The organism is Micromonospora sp. NPDC092111 (assembly GCF_044755745.1).
Lineage (GTDB): Bacteria > Actinomycetota > Actinomycetes > Mycobacteriales > Micromonosporaceae > Micromonospora.
The window spans coordinates 231,802-258,167 of record NZ_JBIVRQ010000002.1 but is presented as its reverse complement, the minus strand read 5'-3'; the positions used below and the strand labels follow the sequence as shown (position 1 = coordinate 258,167).

Here is a 26,366-nt window from a genome sequence, read left to right as displayed (position 1 = left end):
CGACTCAGGGGGTACGCGGCGCGTCGATGTAGTGGGGTAGGAACCGGGCGTAACCGTCTGTGATCAGACTCTCACTCTCCCGCACCCCGACGCCGGCCGACTCCCCGTCGACGATCCAGCTCCCCAGCACCATCCGGTTGCCGGCGAACTCCGGCAACGCCCGGAACTCCTGGTAGCAGAAGCCCTCGTCGCCGTAGATCCCCGGATTGCTGAACTCGCTGCCGCCGGTGACGATCCGTACCGAGCCGCCCTCCCGGCCGAGCAGCGGCTTCGCCACGTACTCCGGCATCCCGCGCGGCGAGTCCAGGTACGCCGGGAGCAGGAACTCGTGGCCCGGGTACAGCTCCCAGAGCACGGCGAGCAGCGCCTTGTTCGACAGCAGCAGCTTCCAGGCCGGCTCGATCCAGGTGGTCGGGGTGCCCGGCTCCAGCGCCGGACGGCCGTACGGCTCGGCCAGCATCCACTCCCACGGGTAGAGCTTGAAGCAGGTGGTCACCGGCCGGTCAGCGGCGTCGACGAAGCGCCGGCCGTCCCAGCCGACGTGCTGGATCGGCAGCAGCGTCACGTCCAGCCCGGCCTGCCGGGCGGTCTCGGCCAGGTAGCCGGCGGTGATCTGGTCCTCGCCGGACTCCTCCTCGTTCGACCAGCACACGTGCACCCGCCGGTCGTGCAGGCCGGCGCCGATCCTGGCCCAGGCGCCGACCAGCCGTTCGTGCAGGCTGTTCCACTGGTCCGCCTCGGGCCGGGTCTCCTCCAGCCAGTACCACTGGACGATGCTCGCCTCGACCAGCGCGGTCGGGGTGTCGGCGTTGTACTCCAGCAGCTTCGGCGGCCACGAGCCGTCGTAGACGAGGTCGAACCGGCCGTAGAGGGTCGGCGGTCGTTCGCGCAGCGACCGGGCCACCGCCTCGGCCGCCCACGGCGGGATGCCGAACTCGGCGTACCGGTTGCGGGCCACCACGTGCTCGGCGGCGGCCACCGACATCCGGTGCAGTTCCTCGGTCGCCTCCTCCAGTCGCAGCACCTCGTCCAGGTCGAAGGCGTACGCGGCGGATTCGTCCCAGTACGACATGACCTCGCCGTCGGGCAGTTCGGTGTCGGCGTACACCAGGCCCTGGGAGCGGATCACGGTGCCGGAGTCCGGACGGGGGGTGACCGTCTCCCGACGCACCTCAGCCGCCGCAGGAGGCGAGGTGGGTGCCGAATCCACCGCGTTCGGGCAGTGCGGCGGACCCCGGCTCGGGCGCGGCGGCCCGGGTGTCGCCGATGGCCGTCGGCACCCGCATGGCGAGCGCGACGGTGTCCCCGCCGCCGACCGGCCCGAGGGCGCAGTCGTCATCGTCGTCGTCGGAGGTCAGGTTGCAGCCGGAGAGGGTGAGCGCCAGCGCGGTGAGCGCGCCGAGCTGCACGGAGGCCGACCGCAGCCGGCGGCGGGGGTGTCGTTCCACGGGATCGTTGTAGCTGATCGATGCCAGTTCCGTCGCCCCCCGGACGGGGTCCGTGATGCGGTTGGGACTCCGTCCGGCGGCCGGCCCGGGCTACCCGGCCGCCGCCGGGCGGAGTCGCGCCGCCGGGCGTTACGCTCGGCTCATGCTCCGTTCCGTCATCCTCGCCGCCTCCAGGTCATCCCAGGTCGAGCGGCTCGTCGCGACGGCCCCGTTCACCCGGGACGTCGTCCGCCGGTTCGTCGCCGGCGCCGGCACCGACGACGCGTTGCGCGCGACCCGCGAACTCGTCGCCGACGGTCTCGCGGTCACCCTCGACAACCTCGGCGAGGACACCGTCACCCCCGAGCAGGCCAACGCCACCCGGGACGAGTACCTGAAACTGCTGCGGCTGCTCACCGCCGCCGGGCTCACCCCGGCCGCCGAGGTGAGCGTGAAGCTCTCCGCTCTCGGCCAGAAGTTCGACGAACACCTGGCGTACGACAACGCTCGGGCGATCTGCGTGGCGGCCGACCAGGCGGGCACCACGGTCACCCTGGACATGGAGGACCACACCACCACCGACTCGACCCTGGACGTCCTGACCAAGCTGCGCAAGGACCACCCGTCGACCGGCGCGGTGCTCCAGGCGTACCTGCGGCGTACCGAGTCGGACTGCCGTGAGCTGGCCTCCGCCGGGTCCCGGGTGCGGCTCTGCAAGGGTGCGTACAAGGAGCCGGAGTCGGTGGCGTACCAGTCCGCCCGCGAGGTGGACAAGTCGTACGTGCGCTGCCTGAACGTGCTGATGTCCGGTGATGGCTACCCGATGCTGGCCACCCACGACCCGCGCCTGATCGCCATCGGCGAGGACCGGGCCCGCTGGTTCGACCGGGGGCCGGAGCGGTTCGAGTTCCAGATGCTCTACGGCATCCGCCCCGAGGAGCAGGCCCGGTTGGTCGGCGAGGGCTACACGGTGCGCACCTACCTGCCGTACGGCGAGGACTGGTACGGCTACCTGATGCGCCGGCTGGCCGAGCGTCCGGCGAACCTGATGTTCTTCGGCCGGGCCCTCGCCTCGAAGAAGTGAACCCCTCGGTGCCGGCGTCCGGCCAGCCCGGGGTGCCCGGCACCGGGTGGTAGCCGCCCGTACCGGCCACCACCATCCCCAGCGGTCCCCTTTGCGGGCCGGCGGCGACCACGTCCCGCCGGCCCGTCCGACTTCGGTCCACCTCCGGCCTGCCCAGCAGCTCCCGTCGACGGGTTCGTCAGTCGTCTTGACAGCATTGGCTAATGCTATTAGCTTTAGGGTTATGACGATTAGCCAGGTGGCGCGGGACGGTGGGACGATCGCGTACGAGGTGCACGGCGAGGGTCCGCTGGTGCTCCTCGCGCACGGCATGGGGGAGAACCGGCGGTCCTTCCGCCACCTGATCCCGCTGCTGGTCGAGGCGGGCTACCGGGTGGCCTCGATGGACGTCCGGGGGCACGGCGACTCCAGCCCGCGCTGGCCGTCGTACGCACCCGCCGAGGTGGCGGCCGACCTGCTGGCGGTGGTGCGGGCGCTGGGCGGGCCAGCGACCCTGGTCGGCAGCTCGTCCAGCGCCGCGGCCGTGGTGTTCGCCGCCGCCGACGCCCCCGAACTGGTCAACGGCATCGTGCAGGTCAGCCCGTTCGTCGCCCAGCCCAAGCCCAACCCGGTCATGCGGGTCGCCCAGGCGGTGGTGCTGCGTAGCCCCCGGCTCTTCGGGATGTTCCACCGGACGCTCTTCCCGGCCGTCCGGCCCGCCGACGACGCCGCGTACCGGAAGGAGATCGTCGCCGGGATGCGCGGCCGGATGGCCGCGGTGCGGGGCGTGATCGTCCCGGTCGGGCCGCACTGGACGGCGCGGGCCCCGGAGGTCCGCCCGCCGGTGCTGGTGCTGATGGGCGTGCGGGACCCCGACTTCGCCGACCCCGGAGCGGCGGCGCGGGCCGCCCGTCGGCTCTTCACCACCGCCGAGGCCCGGATGATCGCCGACTCCGGCCACTACCCGCACGCCGACCAGCCCGTGGCCACCGCCGCCCAACTGGTGGAGTTCCTGGCGGTGGTCTCCCGTGCCTAGGGCCGGGCTCACCCAGGCCACGGTGGTGCGCGAGGCGGCCCGCCTCGCCGACGAGGTCGGCCACGACAAGCTGACCCTGGCCGCCGTCGCCGCGCGGTTGGGCGTCGCGCTGCCCAGCCTCTACAAGCACGTACGGGGGGCGGACGCGCTGGCCCAGCAGCTCGCCGCGCTGGCCACCGCCGAACTGGCCGACGAGCTGACCAACGCCGCCGTCGGCCGGGCCGGCCGGGACGCGCTGCACGCGGTCGCCGCCGCCTGGCGGGACTACGCCCACCGGCACCCCGGCCGCTACCCGGCCGCCCAGCGGGTGCCCGACCCGACCGACCCCGACCACGTCGCGGCCGGCCGCCGGGCCCTCGACGTCGTCTACGCCATCCTGCGCGGGTACGGCCTGACCGGGGACGCCGCCGTCGACGCGGCCCGGACCTTCCGCAGCGCCGTGCACGGTTTCGTCGCCCTGGAGTCGGCCGGCGGCTTCGGCCTGCCCCGGCGGATCGACCACTCCTACGACCAGCTTGTCGCCGTCCTGGACACCGCCTTCCGGGACTGGCCCGTACCCCGGGCCCGGCCCGCACCCGAGGGGGACCGATGAAGGCCCCTGCTGCTGGCCCTCGCCTTCCTCCTGGAGTTGGCGCTGCTCGTCGCCGCCGGCTGGTGGGGCCTCACCCTCGACGCCGGGGGTGTGCGCCGACGCGCGGGTGGCTCTGGCCGGATCGCCCGATTGGTCGTACCCTTCGCCGGTGACCGAGGACGTCCCGCGCCGCCGCTCGCGGTGGCCGCTGTGGACGGCGCTCGCGGTGGTCCTCTCCCTGCTCACCTGCGGCCTGCCGGCGGCGCTGCTGGCCGCGGTGGCCCGCCAGGTCACCGAGCGTCCGGCGGCGGTCCGGCCGCCCGGTGGGCCGGACGACCCGGATGACCCGGCCGCCCGTACCGCCCGTCTGCTGGCCGCCCAACTCGACCGGCAGGCGGTGGCCCTGCTGCGCGGCGACCGCGCCGGCTTCCTGGCGATCGCCGACCGGTCCGCCCACGCCGACCTGGGCCGTCGGTACGCCGCCCTCCGCGCGCTGCGGGTGACCGTGTGGCGGGCCGAACCGACCGGGCCGCCCACCGCCGTACCCGGGCAACCCGGCCGGTGGCGGCAGCCGGTCACCTTCCGGTACTGCCTCGTCGTCCCCGACTGTCCGCCCAGCCCGGTGCCGGTCGCCACCCGGTGGCGGGAGTCCGGCGACACGCCGGTGCTGCTCGCCGTCGAGGAGTCCCGCTCGGAGCGGAGCGGTGCGCGGCCCTGGGAGGTCAGTGAACTGGTCGCCGTCGTCGGCCCGCGGACCATGGTGGCCACCACCCCGGCGTACCGGAAGCGGCTGCCCGGACTGCTGGCCGAGGCCGAGGCGGCGGCGAAGGTGGCCGACCTGTACCCGGTGGCCGGCCCACCCCCGGACCGGTACCGGGTCTTCTACGCCGGGAAGGCCGAGTGGGCACGCTGGTACGGCGGCGGCCGGCCCCGCTGGACCGCCGGGTACGCGGTCACCGTCGGCGGCGGCCAGCACGAGGTGGTGCTCAACGCCGACGCGCTCACCACCGGCGACACCGGTGTACTGCTCCGGCACGAGTTGACCCACGCCGCCTCGCTGCCCGACCGGGGCTACCCCGGCGGGGGGACCTGGTGGCTGGTCGAGGGGCTGGCCGAGTACGCCGGTGCCGACGGCGCGCCCGTCGACCGCTACGAGGGGTTGGCCGACGTCCGCCGGTACGCCGCCGGTGGCTGGGACGGGAGACTGGCCAGCCTCGTCCCCGCCGCCGACGACACCGCCGACCGGGCCGGGGCCGCCTACGGCGTCGGCTACCTGGCCGTCCGGCACCTCGTCGACCGGTACGGGGAACAGCGGACGCTGGCGTTCTTCCGGGCGGTGGTACACGACGGCCGCACCGTGGAGGAGGCGTCCGGGCAGGTGTTCGACGAGCCGTGGCAGCCGCTGCACGACGAGTGCGTCGACTACGTCCGCGCCGCCTCCGGATGACCTCGACCGGGCTCGTCGCACGGACCGGGCGCGCCGCCGAGGTGGCCGTCCGAGCCGGTCAGCAGATCGCTTCTCGGGACAGCGAGGTGGTGTCGGACGGGTGCCGCGACCGCCCATGATCGACCGCTGTCGGACGGTGCCGGGGCACCTGCGACACTGGACGACGCTCCCAGCGCGGAGCCCCGGTCCGCGTCCGGAAGCGGCCCGGGGCACCCGTCCGGTGGCTCCGGCGGCGCCGCCGGAGCCACCGGACGCCTTCCGCGCTCCGATCTGCTGCTGGCCGCCCCCGGATTCCGGGTGGAGAACGCCAGGTCACGACCGGGTGAACGACGCCCTTCCCATGATCAGTTGTACGAAGGGATCGCGCCGGTCACAGCCGTCCCGCTACCGTACTGGTAACACGCGCGTTGCCGGCCCGCACGGGAGCTCCGTCGGGTGGCACGCGCCGGGCATGGGATGGGTCGGGTGAGCCATGGCCGGGTCACAGTCCTCCGACGGTCGGCTGTCGGAGGTCAAGTTCCTGACCGTCGCCGAGGTGGCGTCGGTCATGCGGGTGTCCAAGATGACGGTCTACCGCCTGGTGCACAGCGGTGAACTCACCGCGGTCCGGGTGGGCCGGTCGTTCCGGGTGCCCGAGCACGCGGTGCACGACTATCTGCGGGGGGCGTTCCAGGAGACCGCCTGACCCGTCGAGTGCGACGTAACGGGCATCGACGGGGGCGCGTTGGTCCTGCTGACGCACTGCGGCTACCCTGGAGCCGATCCTGACCGCACGCCGGTGCGCCCCGACGCCACCAGGCTGGTCCGGTCCGTTGTCCGCAAGCGGTCACCGGCGCCACCGTGGTGGTGCCAACTGTCCGCACCGAACGTTGCATTGAAAGGCTGTCGTATGGGCTCGGTGGTCAAGAAGCGCCGCAAGCGCATGGCTAAGAAGAAGCACCGCAAGCTGCTGCGCAAGACCCGCGTCCAGCGTCGCCGTCTCGGCAAGTGACCGGTGCCGGGTCATCGACCCGGCACCGGCACCACCTGCCAACTGTCGACCCTCGGAGGCTCAGGTGATCAGGCCGCGGACATCCCGGCTCGGTCCCACTTGCCGGTCAGGGCGTGCGCGATGACCCCCGGTGGCACCCCAGGTGCTCCGGGGGTCGTTGTCGTGACCGGGGTCGGCCGATACCTCGGCGCGCACGTGGCCGCCCGGCTCGCCGCCGACCCGCGCATCGAGCGGGTGATCGGCGTCGACCCGGCCACCCCCGGTCCCGAGTTCACCGACCTGCTCGACCGGGTCGAACGGATCCGCCTCGACCTCGACTCGCTCGGCGGTCTCCTCGCCGACCTCGACGTCGACGCCGTGGTCCACCTCGCCCTGGTCACCGCCCCCGACCCGCAGCACGGCGGTCGGACGGCGATGAAGGAACAGAACGTCATCGGCACCATGCAGCTACTCGCCGCCTGCCAGCGGGCGCCCCGGCTGCGCAAGCTGGTGGTCCGCTCGTCGACCGCCGCGTACGGCGCGTCCTTCCGCGACCCGGCGGTCTTCACCGAGGAGACCGAGCCGCGCGAGGTGCCGCGCGGCGGTTACGGCCGCGACATCCTCGACATCGAGGGGTACGTCCGGGGTTTCCGTCGCCGCCGGCCCGACGTCACCGCGACGGTGCTGCGGTTCGCCCCGTTCATCGGCTCCACCGCCGACACCACGCTCACCCGCTACTTCTCCCAGCCGGTGGTGCCCACCGTCTTCGGCCGCGACCCGCGCCTGCAGTTCGTGCACTTCGACGACGCGCTCGAAGTGCTGCACCGGTCGATCGCCGAGGACCATCCGGGGACGTACAACGTCGCCGGGCCGGGGGTGCTCTCGCTGTCCCAGGCGATCCGCCGGGCCGGCCGGGTGGCCATGCCGGTGCTGGAGCCGGGGCTCTCCGGGGCCGCCGCGATCGCCCGTAGCCTCGGCTTCGGCCGCTACGGCCTGGACCAGGTCGACCTCTTCGTGCACGGCCGGGTGGTCGACACCAGCCGGCTGGAGCGGGAATACTCCTTCACCCCGCGCTCCACCGCCGCCGCGTTCGACGACTTCATCCGGGCCCACCACGGCGGCGTCGTGCTCAGCCAGGGCCAGCTCGCCGCCGCCGAGCAGTTGGTGCTGGAGAGCATCCGGCAGGTCCGCTCGGCCGTTCGGGAGCGGTCGTGACCAGGCCCGCCGCACCGCCGCCCGCCGGTTCGGTGGTGCCGGACCGGCCCGGCGACCACTGGGACCGCCGGGTCGCCTCCGGCCTGGCGTTCCTGCGCCGACGCCTCTCCGGTCAGTACGAGGTGGACGAGTTCGGCTTCGACCCGGAGCTGACCGGCGCGGTCTTCCATCCGCTGCTGCGGCTGCTCTACCGCGACTGGTTCCGCACCGAGATCAGCGGCCTGGAACACGTGCCCGCCGACGGGGCCGGCCTGGTGGTCGGCAACCACTCCGGCACCGTGGCGCTGGACGCGCTGATCCTCGCCACCGCCCTGCACGACCAGCACCCCGCCCACCGCTACCTGCGGCTGCTCGGCGCGGACCTGGTCTTCCGGATGCCGGTGGTGTCCGAGATCGCCCGCAAGACCGGCGGCACGGTCGCCTGCAACCCGGACGCCGAGCGGCTGCTCGGCAACGGTGAGGTGGTGGGTGTCTTCCCGGAGGGCTTCAAGGGCGTCGGCAAGCTCTACTCCGACCGCTACAAGCTGCAACGCTTCGGCCGGGGCGGGTTCGTCTCGGCGGCCCTGCGTACCGGCACCCCGATCGTGCCGGTCGCCATCGTCGGTGGCGAGGAGATCTATCCGATGCTCGCCGACATCAAGCCGCTGGCCCGGCTGCTCAAGCTTCCGTACTTCCCGGTCACGCCGACGTTCCCGTGGCTGGGGCCGCTGGGCATGGTGCCGTTGCCGAGCAAGTGGCTGATCGAGGTCTGCCCACCGATCCCGACCGCGCACCTGACCGAGTCGGCCGACGACCCGCTGGTCGTGTTCAACCTCGCCGACCAGGTCCGCGAGACCATCCAGCACACCCTGCACCGGTTGCTGGAACGCCGCCCGGACCCGTTCGGCCCCTGACCGGGCCGGATTGAGCCCGGGTCGGTGGATTGACCCGGTGCGGGCCGACCCCGGGTGGGTGGATTGACCGGTGCGGGCCGACCCGGGGGCGGGCGGATTGGCCCGGTGCGGACTGACCCGGGGGCGGACTGACCTCGGGCGGGCAGATTGACCCGGGGCGGGGTGGTTCCCCGCGGAGCGGTATGCCGCTCTGTCATATTTATGCCGCTGCGGCATATCGGTATCGCAGGATATGACCGTGGCTGAGGAGTGCTGGTGTGGGAGAGGCCGGCTCCGCGTGTGGCCGTGGCTGAGGAGCGCCGGTGCCGGAGGCCGGCTCCGCACTAGTCCGCGCGGCGGCGTCGGTGCAGCGCCAGGCCGGCGGAGACCGCGCCGGCCAGCAACCCGGCCGCAGCCGTCGACGGTACGGCGATCTTCACGGCCCGGCGTCCGGTGCGGAAGTCGCGCACCTCCCAGCCCCGCCTCCGGGCCTCACGCAGCAGCGCGCCGTCCGGGTTGACCGCCACCCCCCGGCCGACCGCGCTGAGCATCGGCAGGTCGTTGCAGGAGTCGCTGTATGCGGTGCAGCGGGCCAGGTCCAACCCTTCCACCAGGGCGAGCTGGGTGACCGCCTCGGCCTTGGCCGGCCCGTGCATCAGCTCGCCCACCAGCCGGCCGGTGTACGCCCCGTCGGCCACCTCGGCGACCGTGCCGATCGCCCCGGTCAGGCCGAGCCGGGTCGCGATCACCCGGCCGATCTCCACCGGGGCGGCGCTGACCAGCCAGACCTGCTGGCCGGCGTCGAGGTGCCACTGGGCGAGTCGACGGGTGCCGGCCCAGATCCGGGGTGCCATCAGCTCGTCGAAGATCTCCTCGGCGAGGCGCTCGACGTCGTCCACCCGCCACCCCTCGACGAAGGCGAGGGCGGCCTCCTTGGCCTGCGACATGTCACCGGCGTGCTCGGTGGCCAGCAGCCGGAACCGGGCCTGCTGCCAGGCGAACCGGGCCAGGTCACCGGTGGTGAAGTAGTTGCGGGCGGCGAGCCCACGGGCGAACCAGTAGATCGACGCGCCCTGCATCATCGTGTTGTCGACGTCGAAGAACGCGGCGGCGGTCGGGTCCGACCGGGCCGGGACGGGCGGCGCGTCGGCGTCCGCCCAGCCGGCGGTGTGCCCGTGGCGGTCGGTGCTGACCGTGACCCTGCGGGTGCTGGCCATCGCACCTCCCTCCCTCGGACGACGAGCCGCTGCCTCACCCGAGCCTAGTCCGGGGCGGACAGCGGACGACCGGGCCAGAGGAGAACTGTGGCGTGGACGGCTCCGCCGGTCCGCGCTGCTGGTCCGCTCTGCCAGCCCGCGCTGCCGGTCCGCTCTGCTCTGCCGGCCCGCTCTGCCGGCCTGCTCCGCCGGCCCGCGCTGCTGGTCAGCGGTCGGACGGGCAGGTGGCCGGGGCCGGGCCGAGGGCGTCGCTGGTGACCGGGCTGGGCAACCCGCAGGCGATCGCCGCGCGCAGCGCGTCGGACCGCTTCCGGATGGCGTCGAGCAGGGCGAGCGAGTGTCGGGTCCGTTCCCGCTCGGCGTGACTGGCCCGGCCGAGCAGGCCACTGACCGCCCGTCGTTGCCCGGTGACGAAGGTGTTGACCGCGTCCAGCGCCGCCGGGTCGGCGTGCTGCGCGGCGCTGGTGGTGAGCAGCCGGATGCCCTGCCGGGTGTCGGCGTCCATGTCGTCCAGCACCGCGCTGAACCCGGTCACGTCGGCACGGACCGTGGCGGCCTCGTCGAGTCGGGTCCGGGCGAAGTCGAGGAAGAGTTGGCCCCGGCTGATGTCCGAGCTGGCCAGGGCGAGCTGGGCCCGCTCGGTGGACCGCTTCATGCCGTACAGGGCGTCGCCCGGTACCGCGTCCTCGCTGGCGGCGGAGATGCCGGAGACGGCGACCGCCCCGACCGCGATGCCGACCAGGATGGCACCCCGGGCGCGGGCCCGCCGGGCGCCCGCCCCACCGAGCAGCGGGGTACGCGAGGTCCCCTGCGGAACGTCGGTGGCAGGCTCAACGGCACCGACCCCCTCCCGTTCCGCGGTGGCCATCAGCATGGCGCGAAGCCCGGCGCGGAACTCGGTGTCCACCTCGACGTCGGGCCGTTCGGCGACGAGTCGCTGCCCGACCGCGACGAACGCGGTGAGCTGGTCGTCGGCGCGGGACCGGACGTGGTGGCGCCGGCCGCCGTTGGCTTCGTCGAGAAGCTGGGCGAAGCGTGCGGCCCGCCGACGGGAGAAGAGGTCGCTGTCCACCGCAGGCACCCCCTCTCGCTGGTCACGGCCGGTCGGCCGTGGTGGTTCCCAGCGACCGGCGGCGGCGTACGCCGACCGACCAGGGTCATGGCCGGCGGCGCGGCTCCGGATCGGGACGGATCCGGGGGCGCCGGGACAACTACCGGTCGCATCCGGAGAAACGCTCCGCGCCGGGCGTCGGTTACGGGGCGGTCGGCAGCGAAATCACGAAGAGTGATTGCCGTCACCGGGCGGTCAGGGCTGGAAGCCGTCCGGCAGCAGCCGGGCCAGCGCGCGGACCGCGCGGTACTGCAACGCCTTGATCGCGCCCTCGTTCTTGCCCATCGCCCGGGCCGTCTCGGCCACCGAGAAGCCCTGGAGGAAGCGGAGCACGATGCACTCCTGCTGCTCCGGGTTGAGCCGGGTGACGGCGGTGAGCAGCGCGACGTTGGTGATGTGCTCGACCACCGCCGCCTCCGGGCTGCCCTCCGGCCCCCGGTCCTCCCGGTCCGCGTCGAGCACGTCGCCGGTGGTCACCTCCAGCCGGTAGCGGCCGGACTTGAAGTGGTCGGCGACCAGGTTGCGGGCGATGGTGACCAGCCAGGCGCCCAGGTCGCGGCCCTGCCAGGTGAAGCTGCCGATCCGCTTGAGGGCGCGCAGGAAGGTGTCCGAGGTGAGGTCCTCCGCCAACTGGCGGTTGCCGACCCGGAAGTAGACGAACCGGAAGACGGTGTCGACGTACCGGTCGTAGATCAGGCCGAACGCCTCGGCCTCGCCGGCCTGGGCCCGCTCCACCAGCGCCCAGACCTCGGTGGCCGGGTCGGACGGGTCGGGCCGGCTCGGGAAGCCGGCGGCCGGCGTGGCCGGGGGAGGCGGGGGCGGCGGGGGAGCGGGCGGGACGGCGGGTAGCACGGCCGTGTCGCCGGCCGGCACCGCCGGGATCACGGCGGTCTCCCCGGCGCACGGGTCGGCCACCGAGGACGGTTCGCCGGGCCGTCGGCTCTGCGTCGGCATGGTGGGCCGGGGCGAGGCCACCCGGCCGGCCGGCGCCGCGTTGCCGCCGGGCGCGGCGGGTCGGGGCGTCGGCTCGTTGGGGTGCGGACGCTGGTGGATCCGCCGGGACACGCCGTCCGAACGGGTCGGTTCCAGCCGCTCGTTGACCGACGCCCGGGGCGTCGGGCCGGTCAGGCCGGTGGGCCGTTCCGTGTAGCCGAAGGCGGTCACCGTGCCTCCCCGGTCTGCGGCACGGCCGGACCCGCCGAGCGGCGACGGATCGTCGCGCCGCCGGGTCTGCCCTTGACGGGCAGGGCCGTGTGGGGGTGTGCCGACGCGCGGCAGATCCCCTTGAGGTGCTGGTCCAATGCGCTCACAGGCACGGGGGCCTCCTCGGGCTGAGGGGTGTCGACTCACGGCAAATGGGGTGAGCCGACCCGAGTGATGATAGGGCCAACGTCACCCGTGCGTGGCAAGTCCGTTACACAGGGCAGAAGTATTTCCCGTTCTGTCGCACACCCGGCGGACCGGTTGTCCGTCGTGTGCAGTTGACTTTCACGTCACGTCCTGTTCGTGAATGGAAGTGCAGGTCAGGGTAGCGACGGCCGGCTGCCGGGCAGTCGCACCACCGGTCCGGTCGTCGGGACCCCCGCACCCTCGCGGGGACGGGCTGGAGGCCCACCGGCCGTCCCCGCGCGACCGGTCGGGGCCACGCTGGGTGATCGGGTGGTGCGCGGGGCATGGTCGGGCCGGCGGCGCTGTGCCGGACTCCGCCACCGCGCAGGACGTCCCCGGCAGCTCCGCGCCCACCCTCGCCGACCGGCTCGGCCGTCCTGGGTGTGCCGCACCCGTGGACGGGCGAGACTGTGCGGGCGTACGTGGTGCCGACGCCGGGGCCTCCGGTGACCCGGTGCGGAACTGCTCGTCCACCGCGCGCGTAACCTGGCCCGGTTCAAGCGCCGACCGAGGTGGGGTTCGTCGACGAGCTGCCGTACTCGGTGATCGGCAAGGTGCGCAAGACCCGACCGCGGTCGACACCGGCCGCCCCAATCACGGAGGTGCCCGATGGCCACTGACGCCCGGCTCGCCCTGATCACCCGGCCCGGCTGCCACCTCTGCGAGGACGCCAAGGCCGCGCTGGACCGGGTGGTGGCGGTCACCGGCGACCGGTGGGTGGAGAAGGACGTCACCGGCGACATCGACCTGGAGCGCGAGTACGGCGACCGGCTGCCGGTGGTGCTGCTGGACGGCAAGGAGCACGGCTACTGGCGGGTGGAGGAGGACCGGCTGCTGCGTGACCTCACCACCCCCCAGCTCTAGGGCGCAGCCATTATGGTGCTGCGATGACCGCTGCGCGCACCCACCTGGTGTGGGACTGGAACGGCACCCTGCTCGACGACCTCGACCTGGTGGTGCGGGCCACCAACGTGGCCTTCGCCAGCGTCGGTGGGACCCCGGTGACCGCCGACGAGCACCGGGTCCGGTTCCGCCGGCCGATCGTCGACTACTACGCGGAGATGCTGGGGCGGGCCGTGGACGCCGAGGCGTTCGGCGCGCTGGAACGGGTCTTCCACGACGCGTACCGGGCCGGGTTGACCACCTGCGCGCTGGCCGCCGACGCGACCACGGCGATCGCGGCCTGGCCGGGCAGCCAGTCGCTGCTGTCCATGTGGTTCCACGACGAGTTGGTGCCGACCGTGCACACCTACGGCCTGACGCCGCACTTCACCCGGGTGGACGGGCTGCGCGCCACGGTCGGCGGCGGTCTCAAGGCGCAGTGGCTGGCGAAGCACCTGGCCGAGCTGGGGCTGGACGGCGGGCAGGTGGTGCTGATCGGCGACTCGCTCGACGACGCCGACGCGGCCGTGAGCGTCGGTGCCCGTTGCGTCCTGTACACCGGGGGCCTGTCCGACCCGGTCCGGCTGCGTACCTCCGGCCATCCGGTGGCCGACACCCTCACCGGCGCCGTGACCCTCGCCACCACGCTGCCCTGATCCGTCCGCCCCGGCCGTCCCTTCTGCCCCGTCGGTCACGGTGTGCGGCGCCGATATCGATCTCCCCGGCGTCACCAGCTCCATGATCGACAGGGTCGGGGGGTGCGGGAACCGGTGACACGCAGTGAGCTGAAGCGCGCGATTGGTCAGAGAAGTCGGGATTGAGCAATAATCGCGCGGCGGCACCGGCACCGGCGCCGGATCGATCTTGCGGAATGGAGGGGCTGGTGGAGGGGCGTCGCGGGTCAGCAAGATCGCGATTTGTGCACGTCTTCACAAGCGCCTACTCTGTAGTTCCGACGCGCCCTGCTAGCACGACCGGCACTCACGGTCGCCAGCGGGGGTCCCGAAACGGCCGGGCTCCGGAGCTGGCCGAGGATCGCACCGCACGGAGTCTCATGAGTCAGCACCGTCACCCTGGCGCGCCCGGCCGCGCCGGTGCCGTACCGGCGCTCCCGGACCTCCCGGAGGCGACCGTCGCGCGGCTCCCGGAATACCTCCGTGCCCTGCACAACCTCGCCGAGGCCGGGCACGAGACCGTCTCCAGCGAGGGGCTGTCCGGCGCCGCCGGGGTCAACTCGGCCAAGCTCCGCAAGGACCTCTCCCACCTCGGCTCGTACGGCACCCGGGGGGTGGGCTACGACGTCGCCCTCCTGATCGACCAGATCGAGTTCGTGCTGGGGCTCACCCAGCGCCGGGCGGTCGCCCTGGTCGGGGTGGGTAATCTCGGTCACGCCCTGGCCGGCTACGACGGCTTCGCCACCCGGGGCTTCCGGATCGCCGCGCTCTTCGACGCCGACCCGTCCCGGGTCGGTGAGGTGATCAACGGGCTGGTCGTCCGGCACGTCGACGAGCTGCCCCGGGTCGCCGCCGAGGAGGCCATCGCGATCGGCGTGATCGCCACCCCCGCCTCGGCCGCCCAGCCGGTGGCCGAGCAGTTGGTCGCCGTCGGCGTGACGAGCATCCTCAACTTCGCGCCGTGCGTACTCTCGGTGCCGGACGGGGTCGACGTACGCAAGGTCGACCTCGCCATCGAGCTCCAGATCCTGTCCTTCCACGAGCACCGCAAGGCGTCGCTGACCGCGCTGCCCGCCGCCGGCGGGTCCGCCCTCACCGCCCTGCCCGGCGGGCTCACGACCCCCGACACCCAGGAGGCGATCGGCACGTGAAGCTGCTCGTCGTCGGCGCGTCCTACCGCACCGCTCCGGTCGCCGCCCTGGAGCAGTTGGCGGTCGCCCCCGCCGACCTCACCCGCACCCTGGACCGCCTGGTCGCCCAGCCGTACGTCGCCGAGGCGGTGCTCGTCTCCACCTGCAACCGGGTGGAGGTGTACGCCGCCGTGTCCGGTTTCCACGGCGGCCTGGGCGACGTCTGCGCCGTCCTCGCCGAGCAGGCCGGCGTCCCGCCCGCCGCGCTCGCCAACCACCTCTACGTGCACTACGACTCCGCCGCCGTCGACCATGTCTTCCGGGTCGCCGCCGGGCTGGACTCGATGGTGGTCGGCGAGGCGCAGATCCTCGGCCAACTGCGGGACGCCTACCACTGGGCCGCCGGGGCGGACACCGCCGGGCGGCTGCTGCACGAGCTGATGCAGCAGGCGCTGCGGGTCGGCAAGCGGGCCCACGCCGAGACCGACATCGACCGGGCCGGGCAGAGCGTCGTCACCGCCGCCCTGGACCTCGCCGCCGAGGTGCTCGACGGCGACCTCACCGGCCGGCCGGCGATGGTGGTCGGCGCGGGCGCGATGGGCGCGCTGGGCGTGGCGACGCTGTCCCGGCGGGGTGCCGGCCCGCTCACCGTCACCAACCGTGGGGTCGACCGGGCGGTACGCCTGGCCGAGTCGTACGGGGCGAACGCCGTTCCGATGGCCGCGCTCGTCGACGCGCTCTCCACAGTGGACATCGTAGTGGCCGCCACCGCGGCCACCGAACCGGTCCTCACCCTCGACGTGGTGACCCGGGCGCTCGCCGCCCGCGACCCCGGCCGGGGGCCGTTGGCCCTGCTCGACCTCGCCGTGCCCCGCGACGTCGCGCCCGGCGTGGCCGGGCTGCCCGGCGTCGAGGTGATCGACATCGACCGGATGGCCACGCTGCTCGCCGACGGCCCGGCCGCCGCCGACGCCGCCGAGGTCGCCCGGATCGTGACGACCGAGGTCGAGGCGTTCCTGAGCTGGCTGCGCGGGGCCGACGTGGCACCCACCGTGGCCGCCCTGCGCGGGCGCGCCGACGACGTGGTCACCGCCGAGCTGCGCCGGCTCGCCCAGCGCCGCCCGGACTTCAGCGACGACCAGCGCGCCGAGGTCGCCCGGACCGTGCACCGGGTGGTGCAGCGACTGCTGCACCAGCCCACCGTCCGGGTCCGCCAACTCGCCGCCGAGCCCGGCGGCGACCAGTACGCGGCGCTGCTGCGCGAACTGTTCGACCTTGAGGTGCCGCAGACCTCCCCGGTCGACACCGTCCCCGACGTCGTCGAGACCCAGCCGGACTCGGTCGACACCGGGACCGACCTCACCCCGCTGCCCGCCACCGACGGCCGGCCCTCCTTCGGCGCCGCCGACGTCCCGCCCACCGGAGGTGCGCGATGACCGCCCCCCTGCGCCTCGGCACCCGAGGCAGCGCCCTGGCCATGGCCCAGTCCGGCCACGTCGCCGAGGCGCTCACCGCGGCGACCGGCCGGGAGGTCGAACTGGTCGAGGTGGTCACCGCCGGTGACCGCTCGGCCGCCCCGGTGCACCGGCTCGGCGTCGGTGTCTTCGTCTCGGCGCTGCGCGACGCGCTGACCGCCCGCACCATCGACCTCGCCGTGCACTCCTACAAGGACCTGCCCACCGCCGAGGCGAGCGGGTTGCACATCGCGGCGGTGCCGCCCCGGCAGGATCCGCGCGACGCGCTGGTCGCCACCGGCGGTCGTACCCTCGCCGAGCTGCCGCCCGGTGCCGTGGTGGGCACCGGCGCGCTGCGCCGCATCGCCCAGTTGCACGCCCTCGGCCTGCAACTGGAGGTCGCCCCCATCCGGGGCAACGTCGACACCCGGCTCGGCCGGGTGCTCGGCCCGGACGCCGACCTCGACGCGGTCGTGCTGGCCCGGGCCGGGCTGGCCCGGCTCGGCCGGACCGACGTGATCACCGAAACGCTCGACCCGATGCTGATGCTGCCCGCGCCCGCCCAGGGCGCGCTGGCCGTGGAGTGCCGGGCCGACGACTCCGACCTGGTCGAGCTGCTCGCCGTGCTCGACCACGCACCGTCCCGGGCCGCGGTCGTCGCGGAACGGGCGTTGCTGGCCACCCTGGAGGCCGGATGCTCGGCTCCGGTCGCCGCATACGCCGAACTCGCCGAAGGTGACGCCGGTGAGGAGATCTACCTGCGCGGGGCGGTGATCAGCCCGGACGGTACCCGTGACCTCCGACTGTCCCGCACCGGAACGCCCGCCGACGCGGCGGAGATCGGCAAGGCACTCGCCGCCGAACTCCTCGAACTCGGCGCCGACTCGATCCTCGGCCACGAAGGACGCACCGGCCCGGGGACCCAGCAATTTGGGAGCACAGAATGACCCGCACCCGTAAGCCCGTAGGCCGCATCGCGTTCGTCGGGGCCGGTCCCGGCGACCCGGGCCTGCTGACCCGCCGGGCGCACGACGCCCTGGTCGACGCCGACCAGGTGGTGTACGACCGGGGTGTCCCCGAGTCGTTGCTCGCCGTCGTCCGCGCCCAGGCCAAGTCCGACGCCCAGTTCAGCCCCGCCGAGGGTGTGCCGGGCGACGTGGCGAAGGTGCTGATCTCCGCCGCCCGCTCCGGGCTCAACGCGGTGCACCTGGTCGCCGGGGACCCGTTCGGCCACGACTCGGTGGTCAAGGAGGTGCAGGCGGTCGCGCGTACCGCCGCGCACTTCGAGGTGGTGCCGGGGGTCGGCCAGGCCGAGGGCGTCGCCACCTACGCCGGAGTGCCGTTGCCCGGGGTACGCACCGCCGCCGACGTCGAGGACGTCAGCACCCTCGACTTCGACGCGCTCGCCGCCGCCGTCGGCCGGGGCTCGCTGGCCCTGGCGGTCGACGCCGGCGACCTGGCCGCCATCCGGGACGGCCTGCTGGCCGCCGGGGTGGACGGCACCACCGGGGTCGGGGTGACCGGCGACGGCACCGGCGAGACGCAGTACACCACCACGTCGAGCGTGGACTCCTTCGTGGCGGCGGCGCTCGGCTTCACCGGCCGGGTGGTGCTCACCGTCGGCGAGGGGGTCGGCCAGCGGGACAGGCTGAGCTGGTGGGAGAACCGCCCGCTGTACGGCTGGAAGGTGCTCGTCCCCCGGACCAAGGAGCAGGCCGGCGCGATGAGCGCCCGGCTGCGCGCGTACGGGGCGATCCCGTGCGAGGTGCCGACCATCGCGGTCGAGCCGCCGCGTACCCCCGCGCAGATGGAGCGGGCGGTGAAGGGCCTGGTCGACGGCCGGTACGCCTGGGTGATCTTCACCTCGGTGAACGCCGTCCGCGCGGTCTGGGAGAAGTTCGCCGAGCACGGCCTGGACGCCCGGCACTTTGGCGGCGTCAAGATCGCCTGTATCGGTGAGGCCACCGCCGACGCGGTACGCGCCTTCGGCATCCAGCCGGAGCTGATCCCGGCGGGCGAGCAGTCCTCCGAGGGGCTGCTGGCCGAGTTCTCGCCGCACGACGAGATCCTCGACCCGGTGGGCCGGGTACTGCTGCCGCGCGCCGACATCGCCACCGAGACTCTCGCCGCCGGGCTCACCGAGCGCGGCTGGGAGGTCGACGACGTGACCGCGTACCGGACGGTCCGGGCCGCCCCGCCGCCCGCCGAGATCCGGGACGCGATCAAGTCGGGCGGGTTCGACGCGGTGCTCTTCACCTCGTCGTCCACGGTCCGGAACCTGGTCGGTATCGCCGGGAAGCCGCACGCGCGTACCGTTGTTGCCGTCATCGGGCCCAAGACGGCCGAGACCGCCACGGAGTTCGGCCTGCGGGTCGACGTGCAGCCGCAGCACGCCTCGGTGCCCGACCTGGTGGAGGCGCTCGCCGCCTACGCCGTCGAGCTGCGGGAGAAGCTCGCCGCCATGCCGGCGAAGCAGCGCCGCGGCTCGAAGGTCCAGGGGCCGACCGCCCTGAGGTTCCGCTAGCCGTACTGGGAGGCCCCTCATGCCGTACCCCGAGATCCGGCCCCGCCGGCTGCGCCGTAACGCGGCCGTGCGGCGGCTCGTCTCCGAGACCCGCGTCGACCCGGCCGAGCTGGTCGTGCCGATGTTCGTCAAGGAGGGGCTGACCGAGCCACGGGCCATCGCGTCGCTCCCGGGAGTGCTCCAGCACTCCCGGGACTCGCTGCGCAAGGCGGCCGTGGAGGCGGTCCAGGCCGGGGTCGGCGGGATCATGCTGTTCGGGGTGCCGGCGTCCCGGGACGAGACCGGGTCCGGCGGCACCGACCCGGCCGGCATCCTCAACGTCGCCATCGCCGACGTCGTCGCCGAGGTCGGCGACGCCACCGTGGTGATGAGCGATCTCTGCCTGGACGAGTTCACCTCGCACGGGCACTGCGGCCTGCTCGCCCCGGACGGCGGCGTGGACAACGACGCCACCCTGGCGGCGTACGCGAAGATGGCGGTGGCCCAGGCGGACGCCGGGGTCGACGTGGTCGGCCCGTCCGGGATGATGGACGGCCAGGTCGGCGTGGTCCGCCGGGCCCTCGACGCCGCCGGCCACACCGACGTGGCGGTGCTGGCGTACGCGGTGAAGTACGCCTCCGCCTTCTACGGCCCGTTCCGCGACGCGGTCGAGTCGGCCCTCGACGGCGACCGGCGCAGCTACCAGCAGGACCCGGCGAACCTGCGCGAGTCGCTGCGCGAGGTCGCGCTCGACGTCGCCGAGGGCGCCGACCTGGTGATGGTCAAGCCGGCGCTGCCCTACCTCGACGTGGTGGCGGCGGTCCGGGCCGCGGTCGACGTCCCGGTCGCCGCCTACCAGGTCTCCGGCGAGTACGCGATGGTCGAGGCAGCCGCCGCGAACGGCTGGATCGACCGGGAACGGGTGATGCTGGAGACGCTCACCTCGATCCGCCGCGCGGGTGCCCAGATCATCCTCACCTACTGGGCGGTCGAGGCCGCCCAGCTCCTGCGCCAGCGCTACTGAGCCCCGCGGTGGCCGGTCCCGGGCGGTGATCGGCGGAGGGTCACCGATGTAGCGGTGTCCGGCCCGCTCCGATACCGCCACATCAGCCCGCTGGCGAGCTACCTCCCCCCGGTGTGCCGACGGCCCGCCGGCCAGGCGGGGATGCCTGGCCGACGGGCCGTCGGGACCACCGGACGTCAGTCGTCGTTCTTGATGGTGCCGATCGCCAGCAGGTCGGCGAACCGCAGGCTCAGCGGACCGGCGACCGCGACCGCGATCTTCTCGTCCGCCTCCACCTTCCGGTCACCGCGCACGGTCACCGGGAACGCCAGCGAGGTCTGCCCGGCGGGCAGGGTCCGGCAGCCGACGTACAGGTCGAAGTCCGAACCGGCGGTGGCGGTCAGGCCCACCGTGGCGGCGCAGAGCAGCGTCGGCTGGGACAGCGGGCGGGACACGGTGACCTGGAAGGTCAGCGTGCTGGTGCCCTTGTTCCCCTCGACCACGGAGGCGTCCGCCACCCGCAGCGACGGCTGGGCGCGGAACCGCGCCACCTGCGGGTCGTGGTCGCTGGCGCCGCGCGAGCCGTCCCCGGTGAACTCCGCCGGCCAGTCCGCGTTGACGTGCGCCGCCCGGACCTGGACCAGGTCGTCGTGCAGCGCGTCGTTGACGAAGATGTTGTCCAGCGTCTGCGCCGACCCCTGGAAGCTGTACGAGTACGCCGCCGACGGGACGTCCGCCACCAGGTCGTCCCAGAGGTTGTGCAGGCCGGCCCGGTAGAGCGGGCCGAGCTGGTCCGACGGGGTCGGGTTCGCCCCGGTCGCGATCGGGTCGTCCGGGCGGGGGAAGACGTTCAGGTCCCCGCCGTACACCACCCGGGCGTTCGGGTCGGACGCCTCGATCGCGGTGACGATCGCGGCACCGTACGCGGCCTGCTCGGTGCGCTGCCCGACCCGGCTGTCCGGGCCGGACGAGTAGTGGTTGCTCAGCGCGTACAGCAGGTAGGACTCCGTCGAGCCGGGCGTGGCCCGCACCACGAACTTGCCGAGCTGCGGGGCCCGGGTGAAGACGTTGTCGCCGTCCTTGCCGGTCGAGGTGTCCGTGTCGGCCGGCAGCAGCGCGTTGAGCGCCTTCGGGTTCTGCACGTCCGCGTTGGACGGCAGCCCCGCCGCGCGGTACTGCACCGTCGGCGCGGAGCCGAGCAGCGGGTCGGTGGCGGTCGCCCCGGCCAGCGACAGCCGGTCGGTGCGGTACAGGAACGCCGAGGTGATACCCCGGGCGTCCGCGCCGGTCCGGTCGTACGCCGCCGCGTAGGCGGGGCCACCACCGGCCGCCACCGCCAGCGCCAGGTCCTGGAGGGTGTCCGGGGCGCCGTCGGCGTTGTTGGTGTCACCGCAGACCAGGCTGCCGCCGGAGACGGAGCAGATGTCCTGGTCCTCGGCCTCCTGCACCAGGATCAGGTCCGGGGCGTGCAGGTCGGTGCGGATCTGGTCGGCCAGCTCGGTCACGTGCTCCCGGTAGTCGGCCTCGTCCGCCGGCACGTAGTCGAACGGCGGGGACACCCCCGGGCAGCCCGAGTTGCCGGTGAAGTCGCAGCCGTCGAACGGGTCGTCCCGGAAGTCGTACAGGTTCTCCACGTTGTAGGTCGCGACCGCGACCTCCCGCGACCGGTCGGCCGGGCGCGGCGGGTTGTTCGTCGACGGGTCGACGCCCGCCGCGAGCTGGAGCTGCTCCGGCTGCACGCTGAACTTGCTGAAGCCGTACGACACCGCGCCGAACGCGTCGGCGGTGAGGGTGTCGAAGGTGCGGGCCGGCGGCAGCAGCGCCGTCGAGTCGCCGGCGGTGGCCTTCACGCCGCCGCCACCGAGCAGGATCCGCTGGCCGTTGCCGTTGTCGAAGAGCTGACCCGGCACGTCGTCCAGCGGGTGCGTGTCCCGGAACACCCGGCGGGCGTACGCGTCGGCCCGCTTCAGCAGCGGGTCCTCCCGGTCCACCACCCAGACCTCCGAGTCGGCGGTGGAGCCGAAGACGTCGCGGGGGCCGGTGACGCCGCTGCCGGAGCGGACCCGCAGCCGGGCGCCCTCGTGCCGCTCCCAGAACCGGTCCGCCTCGGTCGCGTCGGCCGGCGGGATGGCGTCGTCCACCGCGACGGCGGTGTCCACGTCCAGCCCCGAGTCGAGCTTGCGCACCAGCGAGGCGCTGGAGAGCTGGGTCTGGTTGAAGTACTCCGACACCCGGCCGCGCAGCACCACCTCGTCACCGACGGTCGGCGCGTAGCCGCCGAGCAGCGTGGTGAACGAGCCCATGAAGACGAAAACGCCGTCCGAGCTGAGCGGGTCGCCGTCCTCGGTGCCGGCGCGGCTCTGCAGGTAGAAGCCGTACTGGTCGGCACCGGCCGAGGTGCGGGTCAGCGACTTCTGGGTGATCACACCGCGTACGTCGTACAGCGCGGTGCTGGTGCCGTTGCCGGTGGCCGGGGCGAGCGGCGACCGGTCGGTGCGCGGGTTCTCGGCGTCCAGGGTCGGGCCCTGCACCTCGCCCACCGACAGCACCGTGGTGACCTGCACGGTGAGCGCGCAGGTGGCGGTGCCGCCGTCGGCGTCCGTCGCGGTCAGGGTGACCGCGTACGCGCCGCCCGGCAGGCCGGCGGCCGTGACCGTCGCGGTCGCCGTGCCACCCGCCCCGGTCGCCGGGGTGAACGCGGTACGGCTGATCGAGCCGGTCGCGGGGGCCGGGTTGACCGAGGTGACCGCCAGGTCGGTGATGGTGTCGTCCGGGTCGGTGGCGGTCACCGCGCGGGTGGCCGTCGCACCGGCCTCGACGGTCAACGCGCCGCCGCAGGTCAACACGGCCGGCTGGTCCACCGGACCGCCGCCGTCGACGGTGTGCGCGCCCAGCCCGTCGAAGGTGTCGGTGGCGAAACCGGCCCACTGGGCGGCCGGGTCGAACGCGTCCGACGGGTCGGTGTCCCCGGTGGAGACCGTGGGCAGCCGGCGCAGGGTGTTGTCGGCGGTGCTGGTCAGCCCGCTGCCCCACTCGGTGCCCGGGTCCACGCCCACCTGGCCGATCGAGTCGAGCACGGTGCCGCCCCGGCGGAGCACGATCGCGTCGTCGCCGTTGAACAGGCTGGCGCCGGTGGTCTGGTCGGCCTGGGCGAGGATCGCCGGGGCGGCCGAGGCGGCGGCGAAGACGAAGACGTCGCCGGGAGCGACCGTGCCGCTCAGCGCGATGCTGGTCGCGCTGGTCGCGCCGTTGAAGTAGAGCTGGAGCTGGTAGCCGCCGGCGGTCAGGTCGACCGGGGCGCCGGTGCCGTTGTACAGCTCGATCGCCTTGTTGTTCGACGAGCCTTCGACGTACTCGGAGATGAAGAGGTCGGTGGGGGCGGCGGTGGCCGCGGTGGGAGCGACGCCGACGACCGGAACGGTGACGACGGCGACGGTTGCGAGCGCGGCGAATCTGCGGCGCGGGCGCATGGGGCCTCCACGATGGGTGGACGGGAACCAACGCACGTTAAGGTGCGTCACTGTCCGCCGTCCATCCCCCGGGCGACAGTGTGGTTAATTCGCGACAGGGCCGCTCAGCGCTGGGCGTCGAGCCGGTGCACCAGCTCGGCGACGTCCACGCTGTATTCGCACCAGTCCCGGTCGGGACGGTAGCCCAGCTCGGCGTTCACCTTGAGCATCGCCTCGTTGGCCTGCGCGTTCCAGGTCTGCACCTCGGTCAGCTCCGGCTCGGCCGAGCGCAGCTCCAGCAGCATCCGCGCCTTGATCGCCCGGTCGATGCCGTAGCCCCGGTGGTCCTGCACCACGATGGTGTCGTACTGGTCGGCGCGGGTGGGGTGCTGTGCCGGCACCACCACCTCGGTCAGCCCGGCCACCGCACCGGTCTGCTCGTGCAGGGCGAGCACGATGTACGGCTTCATGCCCCGGCGGTGCAGCGTGTCGAGGCTGTCCCGCAGCCGCTGCGGGTCGTACGAGCTGGGTCGCAGTTCGCCGTCGTCGACGTCGCGCACCTCGGCCTTCGCCCGGGCGTACGCCTCGATCAGGTCGTCGGGCGGGCCACCGGGGTAGAACTCCAGGTGGTAGCCCGCGCCGACGCCGGTGGCCATCTCGGTGAGCGCCGCCCAGTCGACCGTGCCGAGGTCGAGCACGCTGCGGGTCTCGACGTACTCCCGGGTGAAGCCCAGCGAGGAGTAGAAGCCGACCGCCGGGGTGTCACCGACCACCTCGACCCCGATCGACCGGAAGCTCTCCTGGTAGACCCGGCGGGCGGCGGTCAACACCAGGTCGCGGCCGAGCCCGGTGCGGCGCACCGACGGGTGCACCAGCACCTCCATCACGCCGATGTCGCCGAGCAGCAGCACGTGCACGTGCCCGAGGATCGGCCCGGGGCCACCCCCGGCCGGCGGGTCGCCCTGGGCCACCCAGGAGATGCGTCGCTCGCCGGGCATCACCTCGGAGAGGTATTCCCGCAGGGAACTCTCCTGCCAGGGCGGGTCCTGCGGGAGATCGGCCGCGAAAACCGCGTTCAGCGTGTCCAGCACGGACCCGATCTCGGCGGACGACGCGGTTCGGGGATCCCACTCGCGCACCATCACCCGTCTAGCTTGCCGTCAACGGCTGCCGGGGGGAAGTGTCCGGTCCGGCAATGTACGCGAACGATCACATCACGTGCGGCTGGACCGGCCGTACTCGTTGGCCTTGTCGAAGACGGCCTGGGCGTACCGGCGGACGTCGTTGTAGGACAGGATGGCGTTCCACCAGTCACCGGGGATGGTCATGTTCCGGCCGCCCTGGCACAGGTAGTTTCCGGCGGCGAGCGCCGCGTCGTCCAGGTCGTGCGGGTCCTTGCGGCCGTCGTTGTCCGCGTCCGCGCCGACCTGTTCCCAGGTGGTGGGGATGAACTGCATCGGCCCGATCGCCCGGTCGTAGACGGTGTCCCGGTCGAAGAGGCCGCCGTCGGTGTCCTTGATCAGGGAGCGCCCGCCCTTGCCGTCGAGCGGATCACCGATGATCTCCGGCACGGCGCGGGCGTCCGGTCCCAGCGTCGCGCCGTTGGCCTGCCCGTGCCGGGACTCGACGTAACCGATCGCGGCGAGGGTGGTCCAACTGAGCTGGCAGCTCCGGTTCGTCTGGGCCAGCACCAGCTCGGCGTAGCCGTACGCCTGCATGGCGACCGGGGAGACGCCGGCCTTGGCGCCGGTGACCCGGGCCCACTCGGCCAGCGCGTCGGCGGGGCGGCCGGTGACGGGCGGAGCGACCGGCCCGGTCGGCGTGACGCCGCCGGGCAACGGGGTGCCCGGCGGCAGGCCGGGGGCGGTCACCCCGGGGAACACCGGCGCGCCGGTCGGTCCGCCCGGCGGGGTCCCGGCGCTCGCGCTGTCGTCCACGGCCACCGGGCGGGGAGCCCGGACGGCGGCCGGCACCACCACCGCGCCGACCGCGGCGGTGGCCGCGACCAGCGCGAAGAGGAACAGGCCGGGGAGGGTCAGCCGGCCGCCGGGGCGGCGCGACCAGGCCCGGGTGGCGCGGGCCGCGGCACCCACCGCCTGACGGGGTGGCGGCAGCCGCACGGCGTGCGCGAACGGCACCCGCCGCCGCCGTCCCGCCACCACACCGCCGTCGGTCTTGGCGTCCGGGTCGGTCTTGGCGTCCGCGTCGGTCTTGGCGTCCGCGTCGGTCTTGGCGTCCGCGTCGGTCTCAGCGGACGGGTCGGGCTTTGCGTCCGGGTCGGTCTCAGCGGACGGGTCGGGCTTTGCGTCCGGGTCGGTCGGCGTGGTCCCCGCCGTGCCGGCCGGCTTCGGGTCGTCGGCCGCCGGCTTCGCGGCCACCTCCGGACCGGTGCCCGGCGCCGGGACGCGGCCACCGTCGGGGTTGTCCACCGGGCTGTCGGCGGTGGTCGGGGCGGGCGGGGTGGCCCCGGCGGCCGGTGCGGCAGGACCGTCGGGTAGCGGGCGGCGGGGTCGGGGAATCCACCGGCGGCGCGGGACCGCGTCGGGAACGGCAGCCGTGCCCTCGGGCGGGGCCGCCGGTCGTAGGGGCCGCACCGTCGAGTCCTCGCCGCTCACCACCTGTCGAGTATCACCCATGTCCGTTCGGGAGTCAGGCCCGGCCGTAGGCTGGCACCATGCCCCGGTACGAGTTCCGCTGCCGCGCGTGCGGCGACACCTTCGAGGTCAACCGGCCGATGGCCGAGGCCGCCGCGCCGGCCGCCTGCCCCCACGGGCACGCCGACACCGTCAAGCTCCTCTCCGCCGTGGCGGTCACCGGTCGCGGTGGCGGCTCCGGGACATCCGCCCCACCTGCGGCGTCCGCCGGTGGCGGCTGCTGCGGCGGTGGCTGCGGCTGCTGACCAGCCGATCACCCGGCACGGTGGACCCGGTTCACCGTGCCGGATGCCGGGGCC

The 26,366-nt window shown here is 73.9% G+C and carries 24 protein-coding genes; 16 read left to right on the top strand and 8 right to left on the bottom strand.

What is annotated here, in order from left to right; translation table 11 throughout:
- Positions 1 to 4 precede the first annotated feature (4 nt).
- Together ACIQG9_RS07225 and ACIQG9_RS07220 are read right to left on the bottom strand one after the other, a co-directional pair.
- Positions 5 to 1,171: a glutathionylspermidine synthase family protein gene (locus ACIQG9_RS07225; RefSeq protein WP_400399013.1), complete on the bottom strand. Its 1,167-nt coding sequence runs from the start codon at positions 1,169 to 1,171 to the stop codon at positions 5 to 7.
- Between the two features lies 1 nt (position 1,172).
- On the bottom strand, positions 1,173 to 1,448 hold the full coding sequence (locus ACIQG9_RS07220) for a hypothetical protein (RefSeq protein WP_400399012.1): 276 nt from the start codon (positions 1,446 to 1,448) through the stop codon (positions 1,173 to 1,175).
- A gap of 142 nt (positions 1,449 to 1,590) precedes the next feature.
- On the opposite strand from ACIQG9_RS07220, the gene ACIQG9_RS07215 reads away from it, so the two are divergent.
- The 8 genes from ACIQG9_RS07215 (at position 1,591) to ACIQG9_RS07180 (ending at position 8,622) form a co-directional block, all read left to right on the top strand.
- Positions 1,591 to 2,511 carry a proline dehydrogenase family protein gene (locus tag ACIQG9_RS07215; RefSeq protein ID WP_400399011.1) on the top strand — a complete coding sequence of 307 codons (921 nt, stop codon included), beginning with the start codon at positions 1,591 to 1,593 and terminating at the stop codon, positions 2,509 to 2,511.
- A 223-nt stretch (positions 2,512 to 2,734) separates the two neighbouring features.
- A complete protein-coding gene (locus tag ACIQG9_RS07210; protein WP_400399010.1) occupies positions 2,735 to 3,526 on the top strand; it encodes an alpha/beta fold hydrolase in 792 nt (263 codons plus the stop codon).
- Positions 3,519 to 4,118: a TetR/AcrR family transcriptional regulator gene (locus tag ACIQG9_RS07205; protein WP_400399009.1), complete on the top strand. Its 600-nt coding sequence runs from the start codon at positions 3,519 to 3,521 to the stop codon at positions 4,116 to 4,118. The genes ACIQG9_RS07210 and ACIQG9_RS07205 overlap by 8 nt, the downstream gene beginning before the upstream one ends.
- 148 nt (positions 4,119 to 4,266) lie before the next feature.
- Positions 4,267 to 5,544: a hypothetical protein gene (locus ACIQG9_RS07200; protein ID WP_400399008.1), complete on the top strand. Its 1,278-nt coding sequence runs from the start codon at positions 4,267 to 4,269 to the stop codon at positions 5,542 to 5,544.
- 472 nt (positions 5,545 to 6,016) lie between these two features.
- Positions 6,017 to 6,229 carry a helix-turn-helix domain-containing protein gene (locus ACIQG9_RS07195; protein ID WP_400399007.1) on the top strand — a complete coding sequence of 71 codons (213 nt, stop codon included), beginning with the start codon at positions 6,017 to 6,019 and terminating at the stop codon, positions 6,227 to 6,229.
- A gap of 204 nt (positions 6,230 to 6,433) precedes the next feature.
- Positions 6,434 to 6,535: a 30S ribosomal protein bS22 gene (locus tag ACIQG9_RS07190; protein WP_007465623.1), complete on the top strand. Its 102-nt coding sequence runs from the start codon at positions 6,434 to 6,436 to the stop codon at positions 6,533 to 6,535.
- Positions 6,536 to 6,655: 120 nt separating this feature from the next.
- The gene (locus ACIQG9_RS07185) at positions 6,656 to 7,729 is read left to right on the top strand and encodes an NAD-dependent epimerase/dehydratase family protein (RefSeq protein WP_400399006.1); all 1,074 of its coding nucleotides are present in this window, start codon (positions 6,656 to 6,658) and stop codon (positions 7,727 to 7,729) included.
- On the top strand, positions 7,726 to 8,622 hold the full coding sequence (locus tag ACIQG9_RS07180) for a lysophospholipid acyltransferase family protein (RefSeq protein WP_400399005.1): 897 nt from the start codon (positions 7,726 to 7,728) through the stop codon (positions 8,620 to 8,622). The genes ACIQG9_RS07185 and ACIQG9_RS07180 overlap by 4 nt, the downstream gene beginning before the upstream one ends.
- Before the next feature lie 323 nt (positions 8,623 to 8,945).
- Here ACIQG9_RS07180 and ACIQG9_RS07175 read toward each other — a convergent pair whose 3' ends face one another.
- From ACIQG9_RS07175 to ACIQG9_RS07165, 3 genes are all read right to left on the bottom strand, one after another.
- Positions 8,946 to 9,818, bottom strand: a complete 873-nt coding sequence (locus ACIQG9_RS07175; protein WP_400399004.1) for an HAD family hydrolase — start codon at positions 9,816 to 9,818, stop codon at positions 8,946 to 8,948.
- A gap of 205 nt (positions 9,819 to 10,023) precedes the next feature.
- Entirely contained in the window at positions 10,024 to 10,890 is an 867-nt protein-coding gene (locus ACIQG9_RS07170; protein ID WP_400399003.1) for a DUF5667 domain-containing protein, read from the bottom strand.
- A gap of 234 nt (positions 10,891 to 11,124) precedes the next feature.
- Positions 11,125 to 12,093 carry an ECF subfamily RNA polymerase sigma factor, BldN family gene (locus ACIQG9_RS07165; RefSeq protein ID WP_400399002.1) on the bottom strand — a complete coding sequence of 323 codons (969 nt, stop codon included), beginning with the start codon at positions 12,091 to 12,093 and terminating at the stop codon, positions 11,125 to 11,127.
- Between the two features lie 834 nt (positions 12,094 to 12,927).
- Between ACIQG9_RS07165 and ACIQG9_RS07160 the strand changes: the two genes are divergently transcribed.
- The 7 genes from ACIQG9_RS07160 (at position 12,928) to hemB (ending at position 19,985) form a co-directional block, all read left to right on the top strand.
- On the top strand, positions 12,928 to 13,182 hold the full coding sequence (locus ACIQG9_RS07160) for a glutaredoxin family protein (protein ID WP_400399001.1): 255 nt from the start codon (positions 12,928 to 12,930) through the stop codon (positions 13,180 to 13,182).
- 23 nt (positions 13,183 to 13,205) lie between these two features.
- Positions 13,206 to 13,856, top strand: coding sequence for an HAD family hydrolase (locus ACIQG9_RS07155; protein WP_400399000.1), 651 nt, complete (start codon positions 13,206 to 13,208; stop codon positions 13,854 to 13,856).
- A 398-nt stretch (positions 13,857 to 14,254) separates the two neighbouring features.
- Complete coding sequence (locus ACIQG9_RS07150) at positions 14,255 to 15,025, top strand: redox-sensing transcriptional repressor Rex (RefSeq protein ID WP_400398999.1); 771 nt, start codon at positions 14,255 to 14,257, stop codon at positions 15,023 to 15,025.
- On the top strand, positions 15,022 to 16,440 hold the full coding sequence (locus ACIQG9_RS07145) for a glutamyl-tRNA reductase (protein ID WP_400398998.1): 1,419 nt from the start codon (positions 15,022 to 15,024) through the stop codon (positions 16,438 to 16,440). The genes ACIQG9_RS07150 and ACIQG9_RS07145 overlap by 4 nt, the downstream gene beginning before the upstream one ends.
- Entirely contained in the window at positions 16,437 to 17,405 is a 969-nt protein-coding gene (gene hemC / locus ACIQG9_RS07140) for a hydroxymethylbilane synthase (RefSeq protein WP_400398997.1), read from the top strand. Before ACIQG9_RS07145 ends, hemC begins: the two co-directional genes overlap by 4 nt.
- Positions 17,402 to 18,982, top strand: coding sequence for a uroporphyrinogen-III synthase (locus ACIQG9_RS07135; protein ID WP_400398996.1), 1,581 nt, complete (start codon positions 17,402 to 17,404; stop codon positions 18,980 to 18,982). The genes hemC and ACIQG9_RS07135 overlap by 4 nt, the downstream gene beginning before the upstream one ends.
- Positions 18,983 to 19,001: 19 nt before the next feature.
- Positions 19,002 to 19,985: a porphobilinogen synthase gene (hemB, locus tag ACIQG9_RS07130; protein WP_400398995.1), complete on the top strand. Its 984-nt coding sequence runs from the start codon at positions 19,002 to 19,004 to the stop codon at positions 19,983 to 19,985.
- Between the two features lie 176 nt (positions 19,986 to 20,161).
- Here the strand turns inward: hemB and ACIQG9_RS07125 are convergent, their stop codons facing one another.
- The 3 genes from ACIQG9_RS07125 to ACIQG9_RS07115 all read right to left on the bottom strand — a co-directional run bounded on the left by ACIQG9_RS07125 (position 20,162) and on the right by ACIQG9_RS07115 (position 26,031).
- On the bottom strand, positions 20,162 to 23,434 hold the full coding sequence (locus ACIQG9_RS07125) for a lamin tail domain-containing protein (protein WP_400398994.1): 3,273 nt from the start codon (positions 23,432 to 23,434) through the stop codon (positions 20,162 to 20,164).
- Between the two features lie 104 nt (positions 23,435 to 23,538).
- A complete protein-coding gene (locus ACIQG9_RS07120; RefSeq protein WP_400399281.1) occupies positions 23,539 to 24,555 on the bottom strand; it encodes a GNAT family N-acetyltransferase in 1,017 nt (338 codons plus the stop codon).
- A gap of 72 nt (positions 24,556 to 24,627) precedes the next feature.
- Positions 24,628 to 26,031, bottom strand: a complete 1,404-nt coding sequence (locus ACIQG9_RS07115) for a lytic murein transglycosylase (RefSeq protein ID WP_400399279.1) — start codon at positions 26,029 to 26,031, stop codon at positions 24,628 to 24,630.
- Between the two features lie 56 nt (positions 26,032 to 26,087).
- Between ACIQG9_RS07115 and ACIQG9_RS07110 the strand changes: the two genes are divergently transcribed.
- Positions 26,088 to 26,312: a zinc ribbon domain-containing protein gene (locus tag ACIQG9_RS07110; protein WP_400398993.1), complete on the top strand. Its 225-nt coding sequence runs from the start codon at positions 26,088 to 26,090 to the stop codon at positions 26,310 to 26,312.
- Positions 26,313 to 26,366 lie beyond the last annotated feature (54 nt).